The 18,016-nt window shown below is 41.5% G+C and carries 19 protein-coding genes; 11 read left to right on the forward strand and 8 right to left on the reverse strand.

The features are described from left to right. Nucleotides 1–1,491, reverse strand: a complete 1,491-nt coding sequence (locus ACG59Z_RS09465; protein WP_005132254.1) for a PLP-dependent aminotransferase family protein — start codon at nucleotides 1,489–1,491, stop codon at nucleotides 1–3. Between the two features lie 115 nt (nucleotides 1,492–1,606). Here ACG59Z_RS09465 and ACG59Z_RS09470 point away from each other — a divergent pair, with 115 nt between their 5' ends. Together ACG59Z_RS09470 and ACG59Z_RS09475 are read left to right on the forward strand one after the other, a co-directional pair. Next, entirely contained in the window at nucleotides 1,607–2,242 is a 636-nt protein-coding gene (locus tag ACG59Z_RS09470) for an FMN-binding negative transcriptional regulator (RefSeq protein WP_005132251.1), read from the forward strand. Nucleotides 2,243–2,284: 42 nt separating this feature from the next. Further along, complete coding sequence (locus tag ACG59Z_RS09475; protein WP_002045672.1) at nucleotides 2,285–2,878, forward strand: GNAT family N-acetyltransferase; 594 nt, start codon at nucleotides 2,285–2,287, stop codon at nucleotides 2,876–2,878. A gap of 3 nt (nucleotides 2,879–2,881) precedes the next feature. Here ACG59Z_RS09475 and ACG59Z_RS09480 read toward each other — a convergent pair whose 3' ends face one another. Continuing rightward, the gene (locus ACG59Z_RS09480; protein WP_000872515.1) at nucleotides 2,882–3,874 is read right to left on the reverse strand and encodes an AraC family transcriptional regulator; all 993 of its coding nucleotides are present in this window, start codon (nucleotides 3,872–3,874) and stop codon (nucleotides 2,882–2,884) included. Nucleotides 3,875–3,913: 39 nt separating this feature from the next. Continuing rightward, entirely contained in the window at nucleotides 3,914–4,744 is an 831-nt protein-coding gene (locus tag ACG59Z_RS09485) for an oxidoreductase (protein WP_002045697.1), read from the reverse strand. Between the two features lie 342 nt (nucleotides 4,745–5,086). Here ACG59Z_RS09485 and mdcA point away from each other — a divergent pair, with 342 nt between their 5' ends. The 9 genes from mdcA to madM are packed head-to-tail and all read left to right on the forward strand — an operon-like array spanning nucleotide 5,087 to nucleotide 12,392. Further along, the gene (mdcA, locus tag ACG59Z_RS09490) at nucleotides 5,087–6,766 is read left to right on the forward strand and encodes a malonate decarboxylase subunit alpha (RefSeq protein WP_005132248.1); all 1,680 of its coding nucleotides are present in this window, start codon (nucleotides 5,087–5,089) and stop codon (nucleotides 6,764–6,766) included. Continuing rightward, nucleotides 6,766–7,650: a triphosphoribosyl-dephospho-CoA synthase gene (locus tag ACG59Z_RS09495; RefSeq protein ID WP_005132247.1), complete on the forward strand. Its 885-nt coding sequence runs from the start codon at nucleotides 6,766–6,768 to the stop codon at nucleotides 7,648–7,650. Before mdcA ends, ACG59Z_RS09495 begins: the two co-directional genes overlap by 1 nt. Nucleotides 7,651–7,652: 2 nt before the next feature. Continuing rightward, a complete protein-coding gene (locus ACG59Z_RS09500) occupies nucleotides 7,653–7,952 on the forward strand; it encodes a malonate decarboxylase subunit delta (RefSeq protein WP_000448956.1) in 300 nt (99 codons plus the stop codon). Next, nucleotides 7,945–8,796, forward strand: coding sequence for a biotin-independent malonate decarboxylase subunit beta (locus ACG59Z_RS09505; RefSeq protein ID WP_400198963.1), 852 nt, complete (start codon nucleotides 7,945–7,947; stop codon nucleotides 8,794–8,796). The genes ACG59Z_RS09500 and ACG59Z_RS09505 overlap by 8 nt, the downstream gene beginning before the upstream one ends. Continuing rightward, a complete protein-coding gene (gene mdcE / locus ACG59Z_RS09510; protein ID WP_400198965.1) occupies nucleotides 8,793–9,620 on the forward strand; it encodes a biotin-independent malonate decarboxylase subunit gamma in 828 nt (275 codons plus the stop codon). Before ACG59Z_RS09505 ends, mdcE begins: the two co-directional genes overlap by 4 nt. Then, the gene (locus tag ACG59Z_RS09515; RefSeq protein ID WP_400198967.1) at nucleotides 9,611–10,219 is read left to right on the forward strand and encodes a malonate decarboxylase holo-ACP synthase; all 609 of its coding nucleotides are present in this window, start codon (nucleotides 9,611–9,613) and stop codon (nucleotides 10,217–10,219) included. The genes mdcE and ACG59Z_RS09515 overlap by 10 nt, the downstream gene beginning before the upstream one ends. A gap of 12 nt (nucleotides 10,220–10,231) precedes the next feature. Then, on the forward strand, nucleotides 10,232–11,170 hold the full coding sequence (gene mdcH, locus ACG59Z_RS09520; protein WP_400198969.1) for a malonate decarboxylase subunit epsilon: 939 nt from the start codon (nucleotides 10,232–10,234) through the stop codon (nucleotides 11,168–11,170). Between the two features lie 48 nt (nucleotides 11,171–11,218). After that, on the forward strand, nucleotides 11,219–11,635 hold the full coding sequence (gene madL, locus ACG59Z_RS09525; protein ID WP_400198971.1) for a malonate transporter subunit MadL: 417 nt from the start codon (nucleotides 11,219–11,221) through the stop codon (nucleotides 11,633–11,635). Continuing rightward, nucleotides 11,628–12,392, forward strand: a complete 765-nt coding sequence (gene madM, locus ACG59Z_RS09530; RefSeq protein WP_005132241.1) for a malonate transporter subunit MadM — start codon at nucleotides 11,628–11,630, stop codon at nucleotides 12,390–12,392. The genes madL and madM overlap by 8 nt, the downstream gene beginning before the upstream one ends. 36 nt (nucleotides 12,393–12,428) lie before the next feature. Here the strand turns inward: madM and ACG59Z_RS09535 are convergent, their stop codons facing one another. From ACG59Z_RS09535 to ACG59Z_RS09555, 5 genes are all read right to left on the reverse strand, one after another. Continuing rightward, complete coding sequence (locus tag ACG59Z_RS09535; RefSeq protein WP_005132240.1) at nucleotides 12,429–13,361, reverse strand: LysR family transcriptional regulator; 933 nt, start codon at nucleotides 13,359–13,361, stop codon at nucleotides 12,429–12,431. 100 nt (nucleotides 13,362–13,461) lie between these two features. Continuing rightward, complete coding sequence (locus tag ACG59Z_RS09540; protein WP_400198973.1) at nucleotides 13,462–14,880, reverse strand: PLP-dependent aminotransferase family protein; 1,419 nt, start codon at nucleotides 14,878–14,880, stop codon at nucleotides 13,462–13,464. 98 nt (nucleotides 14,881–14,978) lie between these two features. Further along, nucleotides 14,979–15,113, reverse strand: a complete 135-nt coding sequence (locus ACG59Z_RS09545) for a hypothetical protein (protein WP_000749813.1) — start codon at nucleotides 15,111–15,113, stop codon at nucleotides 14,979–14,981. A 14-nt stretch (nucleotides 15,114–15,127) separates the two neighbouring features. Next, nucleotides 15,128–16,135, reverse strand: a complete 1,008-nt coding sequence (gene cydB, locus ACG59Z_RS09550) for a cytochrome d ubiquinol oxidase subunit II (RefSeq protein ID WP_343569521.1) — start codon at nucleotides 16,133–16,135, stop codon at nucleotides 15,128–15,130. Continuing rightward, nucleotides 16,128–17,573: a cytochrome ubiquinol oxidase subunit I gene (locus tag ACG59Z_RS09555; protein WP_400198975.1), complete on the reverse strand. Its 1,446-nt coding sequence runs from the start codon at nucleotides 17,571–17,573 to the stop codon at nucleotides 16,128–16,130. Before ACG59Z_RS09555 ends, cydB begins: the two co-directional genes overlap by 8 nt. Between the last annotated feature and the right edge of the window lie 443 nt (nucleotides 17,574–18,016).

The following is an 18,016-nucleotide window of genomic DNA, read 5'->3' on the forward strand; positions in this document are numbered from 1 at the left end:
CTAAAAAGGCCTGTCATATTGTTGAATAATCTTTGATAATTTTTTGATAGCTTGTTGCATCAGTTCGGGTTCAAAATCCCCTAAACCGACAATCAGACCCGAACGTTGCTGTTCTTTTGAAAATGTCGGTGAAATTGCTTTAATGGCAATACCTGCATCGACTGCCGAGCTTGCAACGTCAATATCATTAATATGCTGAGCAAGCCATAACACCATGTGCATGCCTTGATCGCCCGGTTGTAACCAAGCAAGCTCTTGAGGTATGTATTTTTCAATCAAGCCAATAATGTATTCACGGACTTCCGCATAGACATTCCGAGTCCGTCGGATATGCCGCTCTAAATAGCCTTCTTGAATAAAAGCAGCCAAAACATGCTGGTCGGCAGCAGGTGGATGTCGATCAATTAATACTCTTAGCCCACAAAAAGGAGCTACCAGTTCTTTAGGTAACACGGCATAGCCAAGCCTAAGCGATGGAAATAAGACTTTGCTGAAAGTCCCAAGATAAATGACTTGGTCAGGTGCCATGCCTTGTAAAGATGGGAAGGGCTGACCGTTATAGCGAAGTTCACTGTCATAGTCATCTTCAATGATCCATGCATTTTGCTGTTTTGCCCAAGCTAATAAAGCTGTACGTCTTGCTAGACTCATTGGCATGCCAAGTGGATATTGGTGAGATGGGGTTACAAACGCAGCACGGGCATGTTTAGAAAGCTTAATTCCGGTTTCAACCTGAATGCCTTCTTCATCAACAGGAACACGCACCATTCGAATGTTTTGCATAGTATGCTCAAAAATGGCTGTTGTCCCACGATAAGCTGGATCTTCAACCCAAACTTCATCTTTCGCTTCAAATAAAATTTGGCTGCAAATATAAAGTGACTGTTGAATGCCGGGCGTAATCACAATTTGTTCAGGTTCGCAGTGGACAGAACGTGAGCGTCGTACATAGTCTGCTATAGCAATTCTTAGTGATAATACACCTTGGGGTTCGCCATATCCTGAAGGAACACCTGCTCCCCGAGATCTAAATTTATTACCAAATTTACGCCAGATATCACTTGGTTGAGTACGGCCGACGGGGACAGATACCGCAAAAGGAACATGGGGAAGTGGCTTAAATTCATCAAGCACTTTGGCATATGAACGTGCCGATTTGGTCAAAGATATCGAGTTAGGTTTATTTTCTTTTGATGAATGTTGTATTACAGGTGTTTTAACCAAAGCATGAGACACATAAGTGCCAGTTCGTGGTTGAGAGTCAAACACACCTTCAGCTAAAAGCTGATCATAAGCTTCAATAATGGTTCCGCGAGCGACACCTAGGGTTAAAGCTAGTTCACGAGAAGAAGGCAATGGATCGCCGGGTTGTAAATCACCACTTTGTACAGCTTCACGTAAAGCTTGAGTCAGTTGAGCACTTATCTTTCCTTGGCTTTTATCAATCTTTGCAATAGACGGAAGTTCCACAACTTTTGCCATTCTTGCCATAATTCTGGTCTACTTAAAAAAATGCAAAGTGGTTCTTTTTAATAAACCACATAAACCAGAAAATTTACAACACAAAATATAAATAGCCCTGATATTTACAGCGAGGTTTTTAGCCATGTATATCCCTGATGATTTTGCAGAAAACCGTTTGGATGTATTGCATTCTCTTATTGCAGACTATCCATTTGGGGTGCTTTTTACGCATGGAAGTAATGGCTTAGATGCAAATCATCTTCCATTCGAGTTGCAAGCAAATGAAGGGAAATTTGGCATGCTACATGCCCATGTGTCACGAAATAATTCTGTTTGGCAGGACATTAAAAATGGAGATGAGGTGTTGGTCGTTTTTCAAGCAGGCGATGCTTATATTTCACCAAACTGGTATCCATCTAAACATGAACAGCACAGACAAGTACCGACGTGGAACTATAGGGTTGTGCATGCTTATGGCAAAGTGACAATTCGAGATGATGAGCGTTATGTTCGTGGTGTGGTGGCTCGTTTAACCCGTACTCATGAAGCATCTCAACCTGAACCATGGAAAATGTCCGATGCACCAAAGGATTATCTTGAACTGATGTTAAAAGCCATTGTAGGTATTGAGATTGAAATTACCAAGCTGCAAGGGAAATCAAAACTTGGGCAAAACAAAGAACGCCGAGACATTTTAGGTGCGGCAGATGGCCTATCGAAATCTGGTCATCAAACTATAGCGAATGCCATGTACAGTGTGGCTGAGTTAAATAAATAATTTTGAAAATATAAAAGCTTAAGATCAATTGAGGAGATAAAGATGTCTTTGACTACACCTGTTGAATTAGTGGGTGAGCACGTTATTTTAAAGCCGCTAGATGTAACTCAAGCTGAAGCGCTCAAAGAGGCCGTTTGCGATGGGGAGCTCTATAATCTTTGGTATACCCGTGTGCCAAGACCTGAACAGATGACTGCTGAAATTGAAAGACGTCTTGATTTGCAAAAATCCGGCTCTATGTTGCCTTTTTATATTGAAGACCGAAAAACGGGACGAGCGTTGGGCATGACAACACTCATGCATATTGAAGAAGCGCATCGCCGTGTAGAAATTGGTTCGACATGGTACCGCAAATCTGCACAGCGTACGCCTGTAAATACTGAGTGTAAAAAGCTATTGTTGGCTCATGCATTTGAGACTTTAAAGTGTATTGCGGTTGAGTTACGCACATCTTCTTTAAATGTTCAAAGCCAAGCCGCGATTGTACGCTTGGGTGCAAAGCTAGACGGTGTGCTAAGAAGCCATCAAATTGTGAAAGATGATATTTTGCGGGACACTCATGTTTATAGCATTTTAAAACATGAGTGGCCTGCGGTTCGCCAAAATCTGGAATGGTTATTGAATAAACCGCGTTAGGAATTAATGCATAAGTCTATATTCTTGTGGAGTATTACCCGTCCAGTTTTTAAATGCTCTGCTAAAAGAATTGTGCTCTTGAAAGCCCAATAGAAATGAAATTTCACCTGTACTCATTGATGACTTTTCTAAGTAATGTTGGGCAAGAGATTGACGTGTTGTATCCAAAAGCGTTTTAAAATTAGTTTGCTCTTCTAAAAGTAGCCGTTGTAGCGTACGTTTGCTCATCGCGAGTCGTTGTGCAACATCTTCTATTGTACATAGTCCAGCAGGTAGGTTTTCTAAAAGTATAGCTTTAACTTTTTCGCTAACTGTTGCATCTTCATCAAGCTGTATAAGACTACGTTGCAAGTTTGGCTCGAAAAAAGACCACATGGTCGGGTTGGCTGTTAAAAAAGGACGTTCAGCATCTTGGCGTGAAAAGACAATTGAAATGTGTTCACTTTTTTGTGGAAGTACGCCAAAAAATGTTTTGTACTCCGCCAGATTATTAGGTAAATCGGGCAGTGTAACTTTCAAAGGTATAACCTGATGTCTTGTACATATTCTTGCTAATTGAGCAAAGAAGACCAGTTCTGACATGGCAAGACTTTGCGGCGTTGGCGTAGATACATTATAAAATTTGAGTTCTAGCGTTGTTGTGTCGTTATCAATTGCTACTTGTAACTGCATTGGCCCAATCAGTCTTTTAAATTCAGATAGACGCTGTATCGCAATATTGAAGTTGGGACTACAAATACAGGCAAAAATCGCTGGGTCAAAAAGCTCAACTGTAATCATTTGACCGATTTTTAAAGGTAAGTCATTTATTCCTGCAAGTTGTTCAATTGCGTGCCAAAAATTGAAATATTGAACGGGCGTAAGGCTTGCATCTTTACGGTTGAATAAATCAAGCGGTAGAGATGCCAAACGTAATGCATCTTCAAGATTTATGCCTAGGTCGTTCAGTAATAACTTCCAGTTGGTATTTAGGGCAAAATTTGAAGCATATTTCATTTGAGCATCTCAACATTAAACTTATATGGGTCACTTCATTTATTTAATAACTGACATCACCATACGATCAAACACACGGTCGCCAAACCATTTACGTACAAATATCATCAGTTTGGCATATTTGCCACCCACATAACGTGTTTTAGGTGAGGATGCATGAACAGCTTTCATCAGCATATCAACGACAACTTGCACGTCTGAAAGTTCACCTTTTTCAACAGAGGTATGTGTTGAGTTAGCAACTGCGGCTGCCATATGGCTATACGCACTTTGCCCTGAACGTTCAAGCATAGGTTGGACCATTACATCTGCAAATTCAGTTGCGATAGCACCCGGTTCAATGACAACAACATCAATATTAAATGATTTTAACTCTAAACGTAGACAGTCAGACCAGCCTTCAACTGCATGTTTACTCGCATGATACCAACTACCAAGTGGGGTATAAATTTTCCCACCCATTGATGAAATATTGATAATTCGACCCTGCATTTTTTTACGCATACTAGGCAGAACCTTTTGGGTTAAATAGGCCATACCAAACAGATTCACTTCAAATTGATAGCGTGCATCGGCAAGGGTAGTATCCTCCATTGCACCATACATACCAAAGCCTGCGCAGTTAACTAAAATATCAACACCCTGGGTTTCTTTTTCAATAGTTTTCACAACTTGGTCGATATCATCCTGATTGGTAATATCCATTTTTAATGTATGAGCACCAAGTGCTTTTAGTTCTTGCATAGCATCAACGCGACGAGCAACGGCATAAACAGTTGCACCTTCTTTGAGTAATGCTTTGGTAAATGCTTTTCCCATACCAGATGATGCGCCTGTGATGAGAACGATTTTTTCTTTAACTGTGTTCATATTCTGTCTCTCAACTAAAGTTTTAAGGAACTTGCTTTTCGATAGAGACATCATAGGAATTTGAACGATATTTATCCAAATCGAATGGCGACAATGTTTAATCAAAGTGCGCCAAATTTTAGTAAAGATCATTTATTAGAAATAGAAAAATAAACTCTGCATAAAGCGAAAGCTTATTTTTTGTTTAATCATGATGAACATAGGGCAATTAATAACCACGGGATTAAGCCATACTTAAATCATTAACCTGAAGTTAATAACAGCTCATCTAGGTTGATTGATCGAAAGTCCATAAAGCGTTTTTATAGATTCAGAACAAAACTGCGATCTATAGGTAAGTACATGGAAGGATCAGTTCAGAATAAAGAACGATTATGGACAAAGCGGCGTCATGCCAAACAACTAAAACTAGAGATGGCAAACCAATATATCGATGGTGTGGTGATTCCAACTCAAGACATTATTAAAGTTTTGGAAACCTTAATTACACCGGGTGACAAAGTTGTACTCGAAGGGAATAACCAAAAGCAGGCTGATTTTTTATCGCGCTCTTTGGCTCAAACCAATCCAGATATTTTGCATGATTTGCATATGATCATGCCAAGCGTAGGGCGTTCAGAACATCTTGATCTGTTTGAAAAAGGCATTGCGCGTAAGCTCGATTTTTCTTTTGCTGGCCCGCAAAGTTTACGTATTAGTCAGTTAATTGAAGATGGACTATTAGAGATTGGTGCGATTCATACCTATATCGAGTTGTATTCACGTTTGGTAGTCGACCTCATTCCAAATGTGGTGCTCTCAGCGGGCTTTATGGCAGACCGCCAAGGCAATATCTATACAGGTCCAAGTACCGAAGATTCTCCAGCACTTATTGAACCTGCTGCTTTTAGTGACGGTATCGTGATTGTTCAGGTCAATGAACTGGTCGATGACGTCTCAGAGTTACCCCGTGTCGATATTCCTGCCTCTTGGGTGGATTATGTGGTGGTCGCAGATCAGCCATTTTATATCGAACCGTTATTTACTCGAGACCCGAAACATATCAAGCCAGTGCATGTGCTCATGGCGATGATGGCAATTCGCGGAATTTATGAAAAGCATAATGTGCAATCGTTAAACCATGGTATTGGTTTTAACACTGCGGCAATTGAACTGATTTTACCGACCTATGGTGAGTCTTTAGGTTTAAAAGGAAAAATCTGCCGAAACTGGACTCTGAATCCACATCCAACCTTAATTCCAGCGATTGAAACGGGATGGGTTGAAAGCGTGCATTGTTTTGGTACCGAACTCGGTATGGAAAAATATGTTGCTGCTCGTCCCGATGTTTTCTTTACAGGTCGTGATGGCGCTTTACGTTCCAACCGCATGATGTGTCAGCTCGCAGGTCAGTACGCCGTTGATCTATTTATTGGTGCAACTTTGCAAGTTGATGGCATGGGGCATTCTTCGACCGTTACCAAAGGTCGTTTGGCTGGTTTCGGTGGTGCACCAAACATGGGGCATGATCCACGTGGACGTCGTCACGATACGCCAGCATGGCTGGATATGCGTTTGCAAGGTGCCAATGAAACAGAAACCTATTTGGCACGTGGTAAAAAGTTAGTTGTTCAAATGGTGGAAACCTTCCAGGAGGGTGGCAAGCCAACTTTTGTAGAACGTCTTGATGCGATTGATGTGGCTAAAAACGCAGGTTTGCCTTTAGCCCCGATCATGATTTATGGCGATGATGTGACCCATTTACTCACCGAAGAAGGCATCGCTTATCTATATAAAGCAAGCAGCCAAGAAGAACGTCAAGCCATGATTGCTGCGGTGGCAGGTGTGACCAGTATTGGTTTAACTCAAGACCCGAAAACAACAGCACGTTTAAGAAGTGAAGGCTTGGTGGTATTCCCTGAAGATTTAGGTATTCGTCGCACTGATGCAACACGAGAACTTTTAGCTGCAAAAAATATTGCCGACTTGGTGACATGGTCTGATGGTTTATATCAACCCCCTGCAAAATTTAGGAGTTGGTAATGATGGCACAAGTTCAATATCAAACGCTCAGCGATAGTCAGCTTTTGGCAAGTTTAGCAGTCGAAGCGTTAATTGATGAAGTGAATCTGACCCCTAAGCCCGCCTTGGTAGATCGCCGTGGCAGTGGTGCGCATGATGACCTGACTTTGGAGTTAATGGAGCGCTCTGCGAAAAGTTTAGGGCCTATGTATGATGCGATGGCGCAAGCTGCAAAGCATCATGGAAAAGTCTGTTTAGCTTTGCGTGAAGACATTGGAGAAATCGGTCGCCAAGGTGAAAAGACCATGATGTTGGCAACAGATGGTGTAAATACACACCGCGGTGCAATTTGGGCCTTGGGTTTAATGGTTACCGCAGCAGCATTGGCGCGCAGTAATCAGCAATATTTATCGGCTGTTGAGCTATGCCAGTTAGCAGGCCAGATTGCTCAGCTTGAAGATCGCTTTATTCCAGAGCAGGCCTTGAGTCATGGTCAGCAAGTACAAAAGAAATTAGGCATCTTAGGTGCCAAAGAACAGGCACAACAAGGCTTTCCAACTATTGTGAATTTTGGGTTAAAGCAACTTTATCAAAGTCGTAGTAAACCCATGAAAGAAGAGTTTGCTCGCTTAGATGCCTTACTTGCCATGATGACAGATTTGACCGATACCTGCGTGCTTTATCGCTCTGGCACATCTGGTTTAAAGCGTATGCAACAAGGTGCTCAGCAAGTATTGGATTTGGGCGGTAGCTCAAGCTTAGAAGGTCGACGTGCTTTGCATCTTTTAGAGATTGATCTGCTTCGGATGAAGGCGTCTGCTGGTGGTGCCGCAGATTTGTTGGCAGCAACCTTGTTTATAGATCGTGTTGAGCAGACATCTGTGAAAAATAAAAAGGGATTTTGATTATGGAAACACTTCATTTTGAATTTGTGGCCACAGAGCCACCTGTAAAAAAAGCATTGGTAGGATGTGTTGGTTCAGGTGATTTAGAAATTTTGATGGAACCTGGTGAAACTGGAAAAGCTTCTATTCAAGTGGTGACTTCGGTAGATGGCAGTGCAGCACGTTGGCACAATCTTTTTGAACGAATTTTTACTGCGCAAATACCGCCAGCGGTCAATATTGATATTCATGACTTTGGTGCAACTCCTGGTGTTGTTCGCTTACGTCTGGAACAAGCATTAGAGGAGATTGCTCATGACTGATATCGAGAGCTTGTTAAATAAACAAGATTTTATTGAGCTGAGTGCGAGAGAGCGTGCTAAAGCATTATTAGATGAAGGGACTTTTCGAGAATTACTCGACCCATTTGCCCGTGTTATGTCGCCTTGGCTCGTTAAGCAAAATATTGTGCCGCAAGCCGATGATGGTGTAGTGATTGCAAAGGGAACTATTCAAGAACAGCCAGTAGTTTTAATTTCTATTGAAGGCTTATTTCAAGGTGGAAGTTTAGGTGAGGTAGGTGGTGCCAAAATTGCAGGAGCCTTAGAACTTGCGGTTGAAGACAATCTGAAAGGCATTCCAACAGCTGCAATTTTATTGTTGGAAACGGGTGGCGTTCGCTTACAAGAAGCAAATCTGGGTTTGGCTGCAATTGCTGAAATTCAGGCTGCAATTGTGAACTTACGTCAGTATCAACCCGTCATTGCTGTAGTTGCAGGCAGTGTAGGGTGCTTCGGCGGTATGTCAATTGCGGCTGGTCTATGTAGCTATATTGTAATGACACAAGAAGGACGTTTAGGCTTAAATGGCCCGCAAGTGATTGAACAAGAAGCTGGTGTACAAGAATATAACGCCAAAGATCGTCCATTTATATGGAGTATTGCTGGTGGTAATCAGCGTTTCGCTAGTGGTTTGGCAGATGCTTATGTTGACGATGATCGCCAGAAAATTCGTGAGCAAGTCATCGATTATTTAATTCAAGGCGTGCCTCAGCAGCATCGTAGTTCAAACTACTCATTCTATTTAGAGAAGCTACAACAAGTCGATACTGCTGAGCAAATTACCCCAGCACAAGTTCAAGCTTTGTATCAAGGAGAGCAAGCATGAATATTGCCGTTGATACATTAAAAGCATCTACTCGTGGTGCACATTGGTTTAAAGCACTGATACAAGGCTTTAAGACAGTTGAAGGTTTTCCAGCTTCGGTTTGGGTGGCTGATGGTCAGATTGATCAGCAAGCGGTACGTGTGATTGCAGTTGTCCAAGACAGCAATAATCTATTCCCGCGGGCAAAACAAGGTGAAGTTGGACTGCTAGAAGGCTGGAGCTTGGCAAAAGCGGTTGATGACGTGATTCAAGTCGATGTTCATTCAGAAACTAAACGCGGCATTTTATGCTTGGTTGATGTCCCGAGTCAGGCCTATGGGCGCCGCGAAGAATTATTAGGTATTCATCAAGCTTTAGCGGGTGCAGTAGATAGCTATGCTAGAGCCAGATTGGCAGGCCATCCTGTTGTCAGTTTATTGGTTGGTAAGTCGATGTCGGGTGCTTTCCTAGCGCATGGATACCAAGCCAATCGTATTATTGCCTTAAAAGATTCAGGTGTTATGGTGCATGCGATGGGTAAGGAATCTGCTGCACGCGTTACCTTGCGATCGGTTGATGAGTTAGAGCAATTGGCTTCCAGTATTCCTCCAATGGCTTATGACATTGAAAGTTATGCAACTCTAGGTTTGTTATCTGAACTGTTATCTGTTGAAAACCCTGAACAACCGACAACCGATGATCTTTTGTCAGCGAAGCAGGTGATTGCTCAAGCGTTTAAAGAAATTAATGCTGATCAATCTAGAGGGTTGGAACAAAGACTTCACGGCCAAAACCGTCAAATGTCTAAAAAAGTCCGTGAATTATTGCGTGAGCAATGGTCATGAAACTTAAGCTCGAAGCCCATGATTTACTGTGGGGAATGACGGTCGATTGCTTGGCTGATGATGTTCCACTTTGGGTGAAAGAGGTATTGCAACGAGGCGATCCTGTTGTAGTTCGACGGTCAATTACTCCTGTAGATCAGGTGGCTGTGGGTGTAAGAGGGCAATTTCGTCATCAACGCTATGCAGCTCAAATGCCACGATCTGCAATTAGCAAACAGCTTAAGCCAGAAGCGCTGACTCACCTAGATAAGCAACAGTTTGAGCACTTGGCAGAACGTTTACAGAGCATTTCCAGCATTATGAAAAACTTTTCAGGATGCTGGGGATATACAGGAAGTTTTGGGTTTGAACTGGCAACGGGCATTAAAACAGTAACCGAGCAAAGTGACATAGATTTATTGATTCGAGCTGAACAGCCTTTTGCCAAAAAGCAGGCAGTTGAGTTACTCGAAAATTTTCAGCAAGCCGGGCTGAATGTGGATATACAGCTTCAACTTCCACAAGGTGGGTTGGCGTTAAAAGAATGGGCTAGGAACAGTGGAAAAGTTCTATTGAAACGTCCTGAGGGTGCTGTTTTAGTAGAAAACCCATGGAATTAGGGAATAGATATCATGGCTTCAATTTGGGTATATCCGGGACAAGGTGTGCAACGAAGCAATATGTTGCACGACTTACCTCAAACAGCTCTGGTTAAAGAATACCTTGAGCGTGCATCGGATGCACTCAAAGAAGATGTCTTGATGCTAGATAGTCCGGCTGCATTGCAATCGACACGTGCAGTACAGCTTTGTTTACTTATTTCAGGTGTGGTGAGTTCTGCACTATTAACTGAGGAAAACTTAACACCTGACTATGTGGCTGGTCTATCAATTGGTGCATGGTCTGCTGCGGTTGTAGCGGGAGTTTTAGCCTTTGAGGATGCCGTTCGTTTGGTTGCCTATCGAGGTGAACTCATGCAAAACGCCTATCCAACAGGCTATGGTATGACTGCACTGATTGGTACAGACCGTGCAGCTGTTGAAACATGGGTCAAACAGATTTATGAAATAACGTCAGAGGTGTTTGTCGCAAATATTAATGCACATAACCAGATCGTTATTTCAGGAAGTTTTGAGGCCATGAACCAAGTTGCTGTTTTGGCAAGGCAACAAGGCGTGGTGGCAAAAAAATTAGATGTATCGGTGCCATCGCACTGTGAATTATTAAGTCAGCAAGCAAAGCAACTTGCAGCGTCTATGGAGGGAGTGACTTTAAAGCAGCCTAAAATACGATATTTAAGTGGTACAACGGCTCGTACGCTTAGCAGGCCAGAACAGATTGGTGATGACTTGGCTTTTAATATGAGTCGAACTGTAGATTGGGAAAGTACCATCCAAGCTGCATGGGAGCGAGGTGTGAGGTTACAGATCGAAGCTTTGCCGGGAACGGTGCTTACTACACTTGCACGCCGAACATTTAAAGAAGGAACCGTGTTGTCATTTCAAGGGACACGCATAGACACTATTCAGATGGCAATGCAAAAAGAACAGGCAAATAGTTTTTCTTTTTGAGTCAGATTTTACAAAAGCATAAATGATCCAAGGATATGAGGGATTGTCATGATTATATATGGAGTTGGTTTACTCGCACTTTGCACCTTGGTGGGTGTTATTGTTGGCGACTTGTTGGGCGTTTTATTGGGTGTAAAGTCCAATGTTGGTGGCGTGGGTATCGCCATGATTTTACTCATTTGTATACGGTTATGGATGGAAAAACGTGGTGTTATGACAGTTGAAGCCGAAAAAGGCGTTTCATTCTGGGGCACTATGTATATTCCTGTTGTTGTTGCTATGGCAGCACAACAAAATGTGGTTACAGCATTATCTAGTGGACATATGGCACTCTTCGCTGCGGTAGTTTCGGTTATCGTTTGTACACTGACCATTGCAGGTTTAAGCCGCTATAACAAGGCAAGCCCTTTACCGAAGGAAGAAGACACCACATTAAACCGCATTGGAGGCAAAGTTCATGGTTGAATTATTATTAAAGGACTTAACCCATTTAGGTTTAATTACAGCTTTCGCTTTAATTGCTTTAATTATGTGGTTGTCGACCAAGCTATCTAAATATTTAACCAAGGGACGAGTGCATGCTTCAGCAATTGCGATTGTGATTGGTTTGATCTTGGCATGGTTTGGCGGAAAAATGACAGGCGGTGAAAAAGGTATTACCGATCTTGCACTCTTTACTGGTGTCGGACTCATGGGCGGTGCAATGCTTCGTGACTTTACCATTGTTGCAACTGCATTTGAGGTACAAGCGACTGAGGCGAAAAAAGCCGGATTTATTGGCGCCTTCTCTTTATTTCTCGGAACCATTTTGCCATTTATTGTCGGTTGTATGTTTGCGTGGATTTTTGGCTATCGCGATGCGGTAAGTATTACCACAATTGGCGCAGGTGCAGTGACCTACATTGTGGGGCCAGTGACAGGTGCGGCCATTGGTGCGAGTTCTGAGGTCATGGCGCTTTCAATTGCAACGGGGCTGGTGAAAGCAATTTGTGTAATGGTTTCAACACCGCTTACAGCAAAATTTATGGGATTAGACAATCCACGTTCTGCCATGATTTTTGGTGGCTTGGCAGGAACTGTGAGTGGTGTGTCGGCTGGTTTAGCAGCGACAGATCGCCGTTTGGTTCCTTACGGTGCGCTTACAGCAACGTTCCATACAGGTCTTGGTTGCTTAATGGGGCCGACTGTTTTGTTCTTTGCTGTTAAAGCTTTAGTTGGTTAATCAGTATTTAATATTCAGTCAAAAAGGCCGTTGCTATTAACAACGGTCTTTTTTATTTTTGAAATTAGAGGCAAACATTCGACATTCAGCAATCAGAGCAAGTAAGTTTGGATCGCGCTCTTTACTTTTTAAAAAGACGAGACCGATTTCTTGTTGCATGTGATATTGCTGTTTTAGTGGAATAAGTTTTACTGAACTTTCATAAACTGCAGAAATACGGCCGGGTAGTAGAGCAAAACCGACACCTGAGCTGACCATACTAATTAAGGTAAAAATATCATTGACCTGTAAAGCAACTTTTGGTGAAAAACCTGCTTTTTTAAAAATAATGTCACTGTCGTTATGAGTTGCAAAACCCTTAGTTAAAGTTAAAAAAGTTTCTTCTTTTAAAAGGCTTAAATCAATATCTTTAAAATCGGCATATTTTGAATCTTTATTGACGGCCAGAAAGATATCGTCTGAAAACATCGGCAAAATTTCAAAGTCATCATCTTGAGTGGTTTCATTTAAAGCCACGATAATGGCATCAAGCTCAGTTGCTTTAAGCTTTTTCACCAAGTCCTGATTTGAACTCAGCAACAGTTGAATATCAAGCTCACTACGTCTGAGCTTAAGACCGCTAATCACATTTGGAATGGTGTTTACCGTCAAAGAATAAAGAGAACCTAGATGTAAAACCTTGGCTGCAAAGCCAGCGGCTTCTCTGGTTTTATTTACGGTGATAAAAATGTCTTGTACGATTTTTTGTGCCCGTTCCTCAAAGACATAAGCACTTTTTAAAGGAATGAGGTTACGGCCTTCATTTTTAAAAAGAGGACAACGTAAAGCGCTTTCTAAAGAGTGTAAGGCTTTATGAACACTGACATTACTCAACTGCATTTCTGTGGCTGTTTTAGACAAATTTCCACAGCGCATGAAAGCCAAAAAAATCTGTATTTTTTTCAGGGTGAGTTCTTCATCAATTTCCATATTAATCCTTTGAACCTGCTTCCCTAAAACCAATAGATTTGAGCTATAAAGTTACCACAAAATAAAGTCTATAAAATTGTGCTTAGGTCGAAGCATTTCTTTAGAGACTTGCTTCAACTCTCTGTTGAATGGTTTTGATAACCTGATCTAATGCATTTTGAATTTTAGTGTTCCATTCAAAAGAACAGTTAATTCTCAAATAATGCTGCTGTGTAGGTAAAACACTAAATAGAGGGCTTGGCGCAACGCCAATATCTTGCTGAATCAACTCTTCATAAACTTGCATACTGTCTAGGGTACTAGGAAGTTTGACCCATAGAAAATAGCCACTTGGGTAGTAATACACTTCGCAAGAGCTCGGTAAATGCTGCTTTAAGTAGTGATAAAACTGCTTTTTATAACGCTCAAGTGAAAGTCTAAGTGTACGCAAGTGCTTTTCATAATGATGATGAGATAAAAACTCGACTAATGCATTTTGAATAAGGGCATTTACTGAAATGGTACTCATGAGCTGCAAGTGTTGAATATGGTCTGAAAACTTACCCGCATAGACCCAACCGACCCGAAAACCAGCACCTAATGTTTTAGAAAAAGACGAGCAGTGAAGCACCAGATTTTGTTGGTCAAAATACTTCATTGAAAGTGGTTTTTGGCCACCATAAAAAAGCTCTTCATAGACATCATCTTCAATCAAATAAATTTGGTGCTCGTGAAGCAACTTGGCAATTTTATATTTAATGTCATCACTGACGGTAAAACCAATCGGGTTATGGGCATTCAGCATCAGCCAACACACCTTAATTGGGTATGTTTGAATAACCTGTTCAAAAGCTTCTAGGTCAAAACCATATTGAGGATGTTCGGGAATGGTAATCACTTTAAGCCCTAAACGCTCGGCAGCTTGCCAAGCGCCGTAAAACACGGTTTGTTGCAATAGAATATAGTCACCCGGTTTAGCAACTGCTTGTAAAGAAAGATTGAGTGCATCTAATCCTCCGGATGTAATGACAATGTCATCTGGGTCGGTTTGTATGCCTTGCATACAGTAGCGCTGAGCAATCAGTTTTCTTAAGGCTAAATTACCGGGAGGTAGACTTGCTGTCTGGTCATAGCTTTGTCTTTGCCGAGCAAGTTGTCCCATAATTTGAATAAGTTTGGGGGCAGCTAAAAGCTGACTATCTGGAAAAGCTGAACCAAAAGGTACGACAGATTCATGTTGAATTGACTTTAGGTATTTAAAAACTAATGAGTTAATTTCGATTTTAGAGTTTAGTGAAACAACTGAATATTGCTCGAGTGGCTTTAGTGCAATTTGCTCGGCAACGAAATAACCCGATTTTTCTTTTGAATAAATGAGCCCTTGAGATTCAAGTTCTTGGTAAGCATTCATGACAGTCATTAAGCTAAAACCAGAACGTTGTACCTGATCTCTTAAAGACGGGAGTTTCTCATGCGCATTTAAATTTCCGCTCTCAATGAGTTGGCGAATACTATGGGCAAGTTGTTCAGATTTATACATGTGTTGGCTGCCAAAAATGACAAAATAAAAGAAGCGCTTACTCAATAATAAATGCCGTTTGTAGAATCTACAAACGGCATTTGTCTATAAGGATGGAATTACTTTAAGTAAGGGGCTGCATAAATCAATATCACTTTAAACAATCCCGCAATCACAGCTAAGGCTAAAAAACCACCAAGCCATAGCAGAATAAACCATTGGGTTTGATTGAGTTTAACGGATGACTTTTTCATAAAACCCTCCATACTTAATGATAGCCTTCATCACCTACACGGACTTTGTCTCTAAATACCCAGTAAGACACAATGGTGTAAGCAATAATGATTGGAATCAAAATAAGCGCCCCCACTAAAGCAAACATTTGGCTTGAATGAGGTGCTGCAGCCTGCCAGATGGTGACTGATGGCGGAATAATATAAGGCCATAAACTAATTACAAAACCAGTAAATGCAAGGAAAACGAGGGCCAATGTATATGCAAATGGTTTGAGGTCATGATCTTGCTTTTTACACGCTGATAAAATTAGACCAACAAACAATAAGACCAAAATAGGCACAGGGCTAAAATAGAACAGATTTGGTAAAGAGAACCATCGATCTGCAATTTCAGGATGTGTTAAAGGCGTATATAAGCTGACAGCACCAAAGATAATGAGCAGTGTAATAATTAGCTTAGGCATAAGCTCATACATACGTTGCTGTAAGCCTTTTTCGGTTTTTAAAATGAGCCATCCACAGCCTAAAGTGGCATACATAGCCACTACGCCAATACCTGTAAAGATCGTAAATGGAGACAACCAATCCAGAGACCCGCCAGCAAAAATACCATTTTCAGTTTTAATCCCTTGAATATAGGCACCCAGAATAATCCCTTGTAGGAAACTGGTTAAAACTGAACCCCAAATAAAAGCCAAGTCCCAAAGATGTTTGGTTCGATGAGCTTTAAAGCGGAATTCAAAAGCAACCCCACGGAAAATCAGTGCAATCACCATGAAAATAATAGGCAGGTAGAGCGCTGATAAAACTGTTGAATAGACCAGTGGGAAGGCAGCATATAGACCAGCACCACCGAGTACCATCCATGTTTCGTTACCATCCCAGACAGGGGCAACGGTATTCATCATGACATCACGTTCTTGGCTACTCTTAATGAACGGAAACATAATCCCGATTCCTAAGTCGAAGCCATCCATGACCACATAAATCATGACACCTAAACCGATAATACCGACCCATATTAAAGAAAGATCAATCATGACGGTTCTCCCCAGAGTTTTGTTTGCTGTCAATATTTTCATCGACTGCACTGAGCGGACGCATTGGTGTTTTAAAGTGTCCAACACCACCAGACTCGATATTTGGTGTATCGATAAATGATGGGCCTTTATTAATCAGTTTTAAGGTGTAGTAGATACCGCTACCAAAAACGATGGTATACACCACTACAAAAATAAAGAGACTGAGGCCAACTTGATCTGCCGACACCGTATGCGATAGACCATCTTTTGTTCGCAGAATGCCATATACCACCCAAGGTTGACGGCCAACCTCTGTGGTAATCCAGCCTGCAAGCATTGCAACATAACCTGCTGGGCCCATTAATAATGCAAATTTATGGAACCATGAAGTGTCATAAAGTTTTCCGCGTTTACGTAGCCAAAGTGCAATCAGTGACAAGGTGACCATGAGTACACCAAGTCCTACCATTACACGGAAACTCCAGAAAATGATGGTTGAGTTTGGACGATCTTCAGGTGCGAATTCTTTTAAACCTATGACTTGTCCATCTAAGCTATGCGTTAAAATTAAACTACCCAAATATGGAACGCCGACTTCAAAATGGTTACGTTCTTCTTTCATATCTGGAATGGCAAATAACAGTAATGGCATCGGCTCATTGTGGTTGGTTTCCCAGTGACCTTCCATTGCGGCAAGTTTGGCAGGTTGATGTTCACGAGTGTTTAAACCATGGTTATCACCAATCACCACTTGTAAACATGAAGTCACAAGTACCATCCATAAACCCATCGAGAATGATTTTTTCACCAATTCATCACGACGACCTTTTACTAAATGCCAAGCAGATGTTCCCACCACCAATAAAGATGAAACCAAGAAGGCAGCAGCACCCATATGGGCTAAGCGGTAAGGGAAGGATGGGTTAAAGACAATAGCTAACCAGTCTTTTGGCACAATAATGCCATTTTCGATGGCAAAGCCTTGAGGAGTCTGCATCCAGCTATTGGAAGATAAAATCCAGAACATGGAAATACATGTTCCGATGGCCACCATAAGTGTTGCGAAGAAATGGGCTCGAGGACCAACACGTCCCCAACCAAACAGCATAATGCCTAAGAAACCTGCTTCTAAGAAGAAGGCACTCAAGACTTCATAGGTAAGTAAAGGACCAGTAATACTTCCGGCGACGCGTGAAAATTCACTCCAGTTCGTACCGAACTGGTAACTCATGACCACGCCCGAGACCACACCCATACCAAAGGCAACGGCAAAGATCTTAATCCAGTATTTAAAAAGATCTTTATAAATCGGGTTTTGGGTTCTTAACCATTTCCACTCTAACACTGCTAAAAAGCAGGCAAGACCGATGGAAGTGGCCGGAAAAATAATATGGAAGGATACTGTGAAAGCAAATTGTATTCGCGCTAATTCTAGAGCGGTTAGACCGAGGCTCATAAACTTTCCCCCTGTGAACTAGCTGATGATGATTAAATGAGTTAAATACTTATTTTCAGGCAAAAAAGTACTCTGGCGATTAAACTTACTTCTGTGATAAATGTTCTTAGCAAGTAAAATGCCAACAGGGTAAAGCAACATAATTGCTTGATATTTCAATAGAATAGAGCGATTGATTGTTTTCAATCTGTTAACAAAGTTTATGCTTGATGTTGCATTTGTAAAAATGCATGTTGCATTGAAACATTGATGAAATATCTGGCGATATGCAATAGATCGTCTCATGAAAACTACCTACCTTAAGAAGTTTCCTTAATCATGCACTCACTGTATTTGTATATGTAGATACAGAAATTTTTTATAAAAATATAACAGTTAAACCGTGTTTTGATGGCGTGCTATAGTTTTTTTTCAATCATCTGTAGCTATATATCCAGTCCTCT

The sequence above is a fragment of the Acinetobacter sp. ABJ_C1_1 genome, assembly GCF_044684115.1.
GTDB classification, from domain to species: Bacteria; Pseudomonadota; Gammaproteobacteria; order Pseudomonadales; family Moraxellaceae; genus Acinetobacter; species Acinetobacter nosocomialis_A.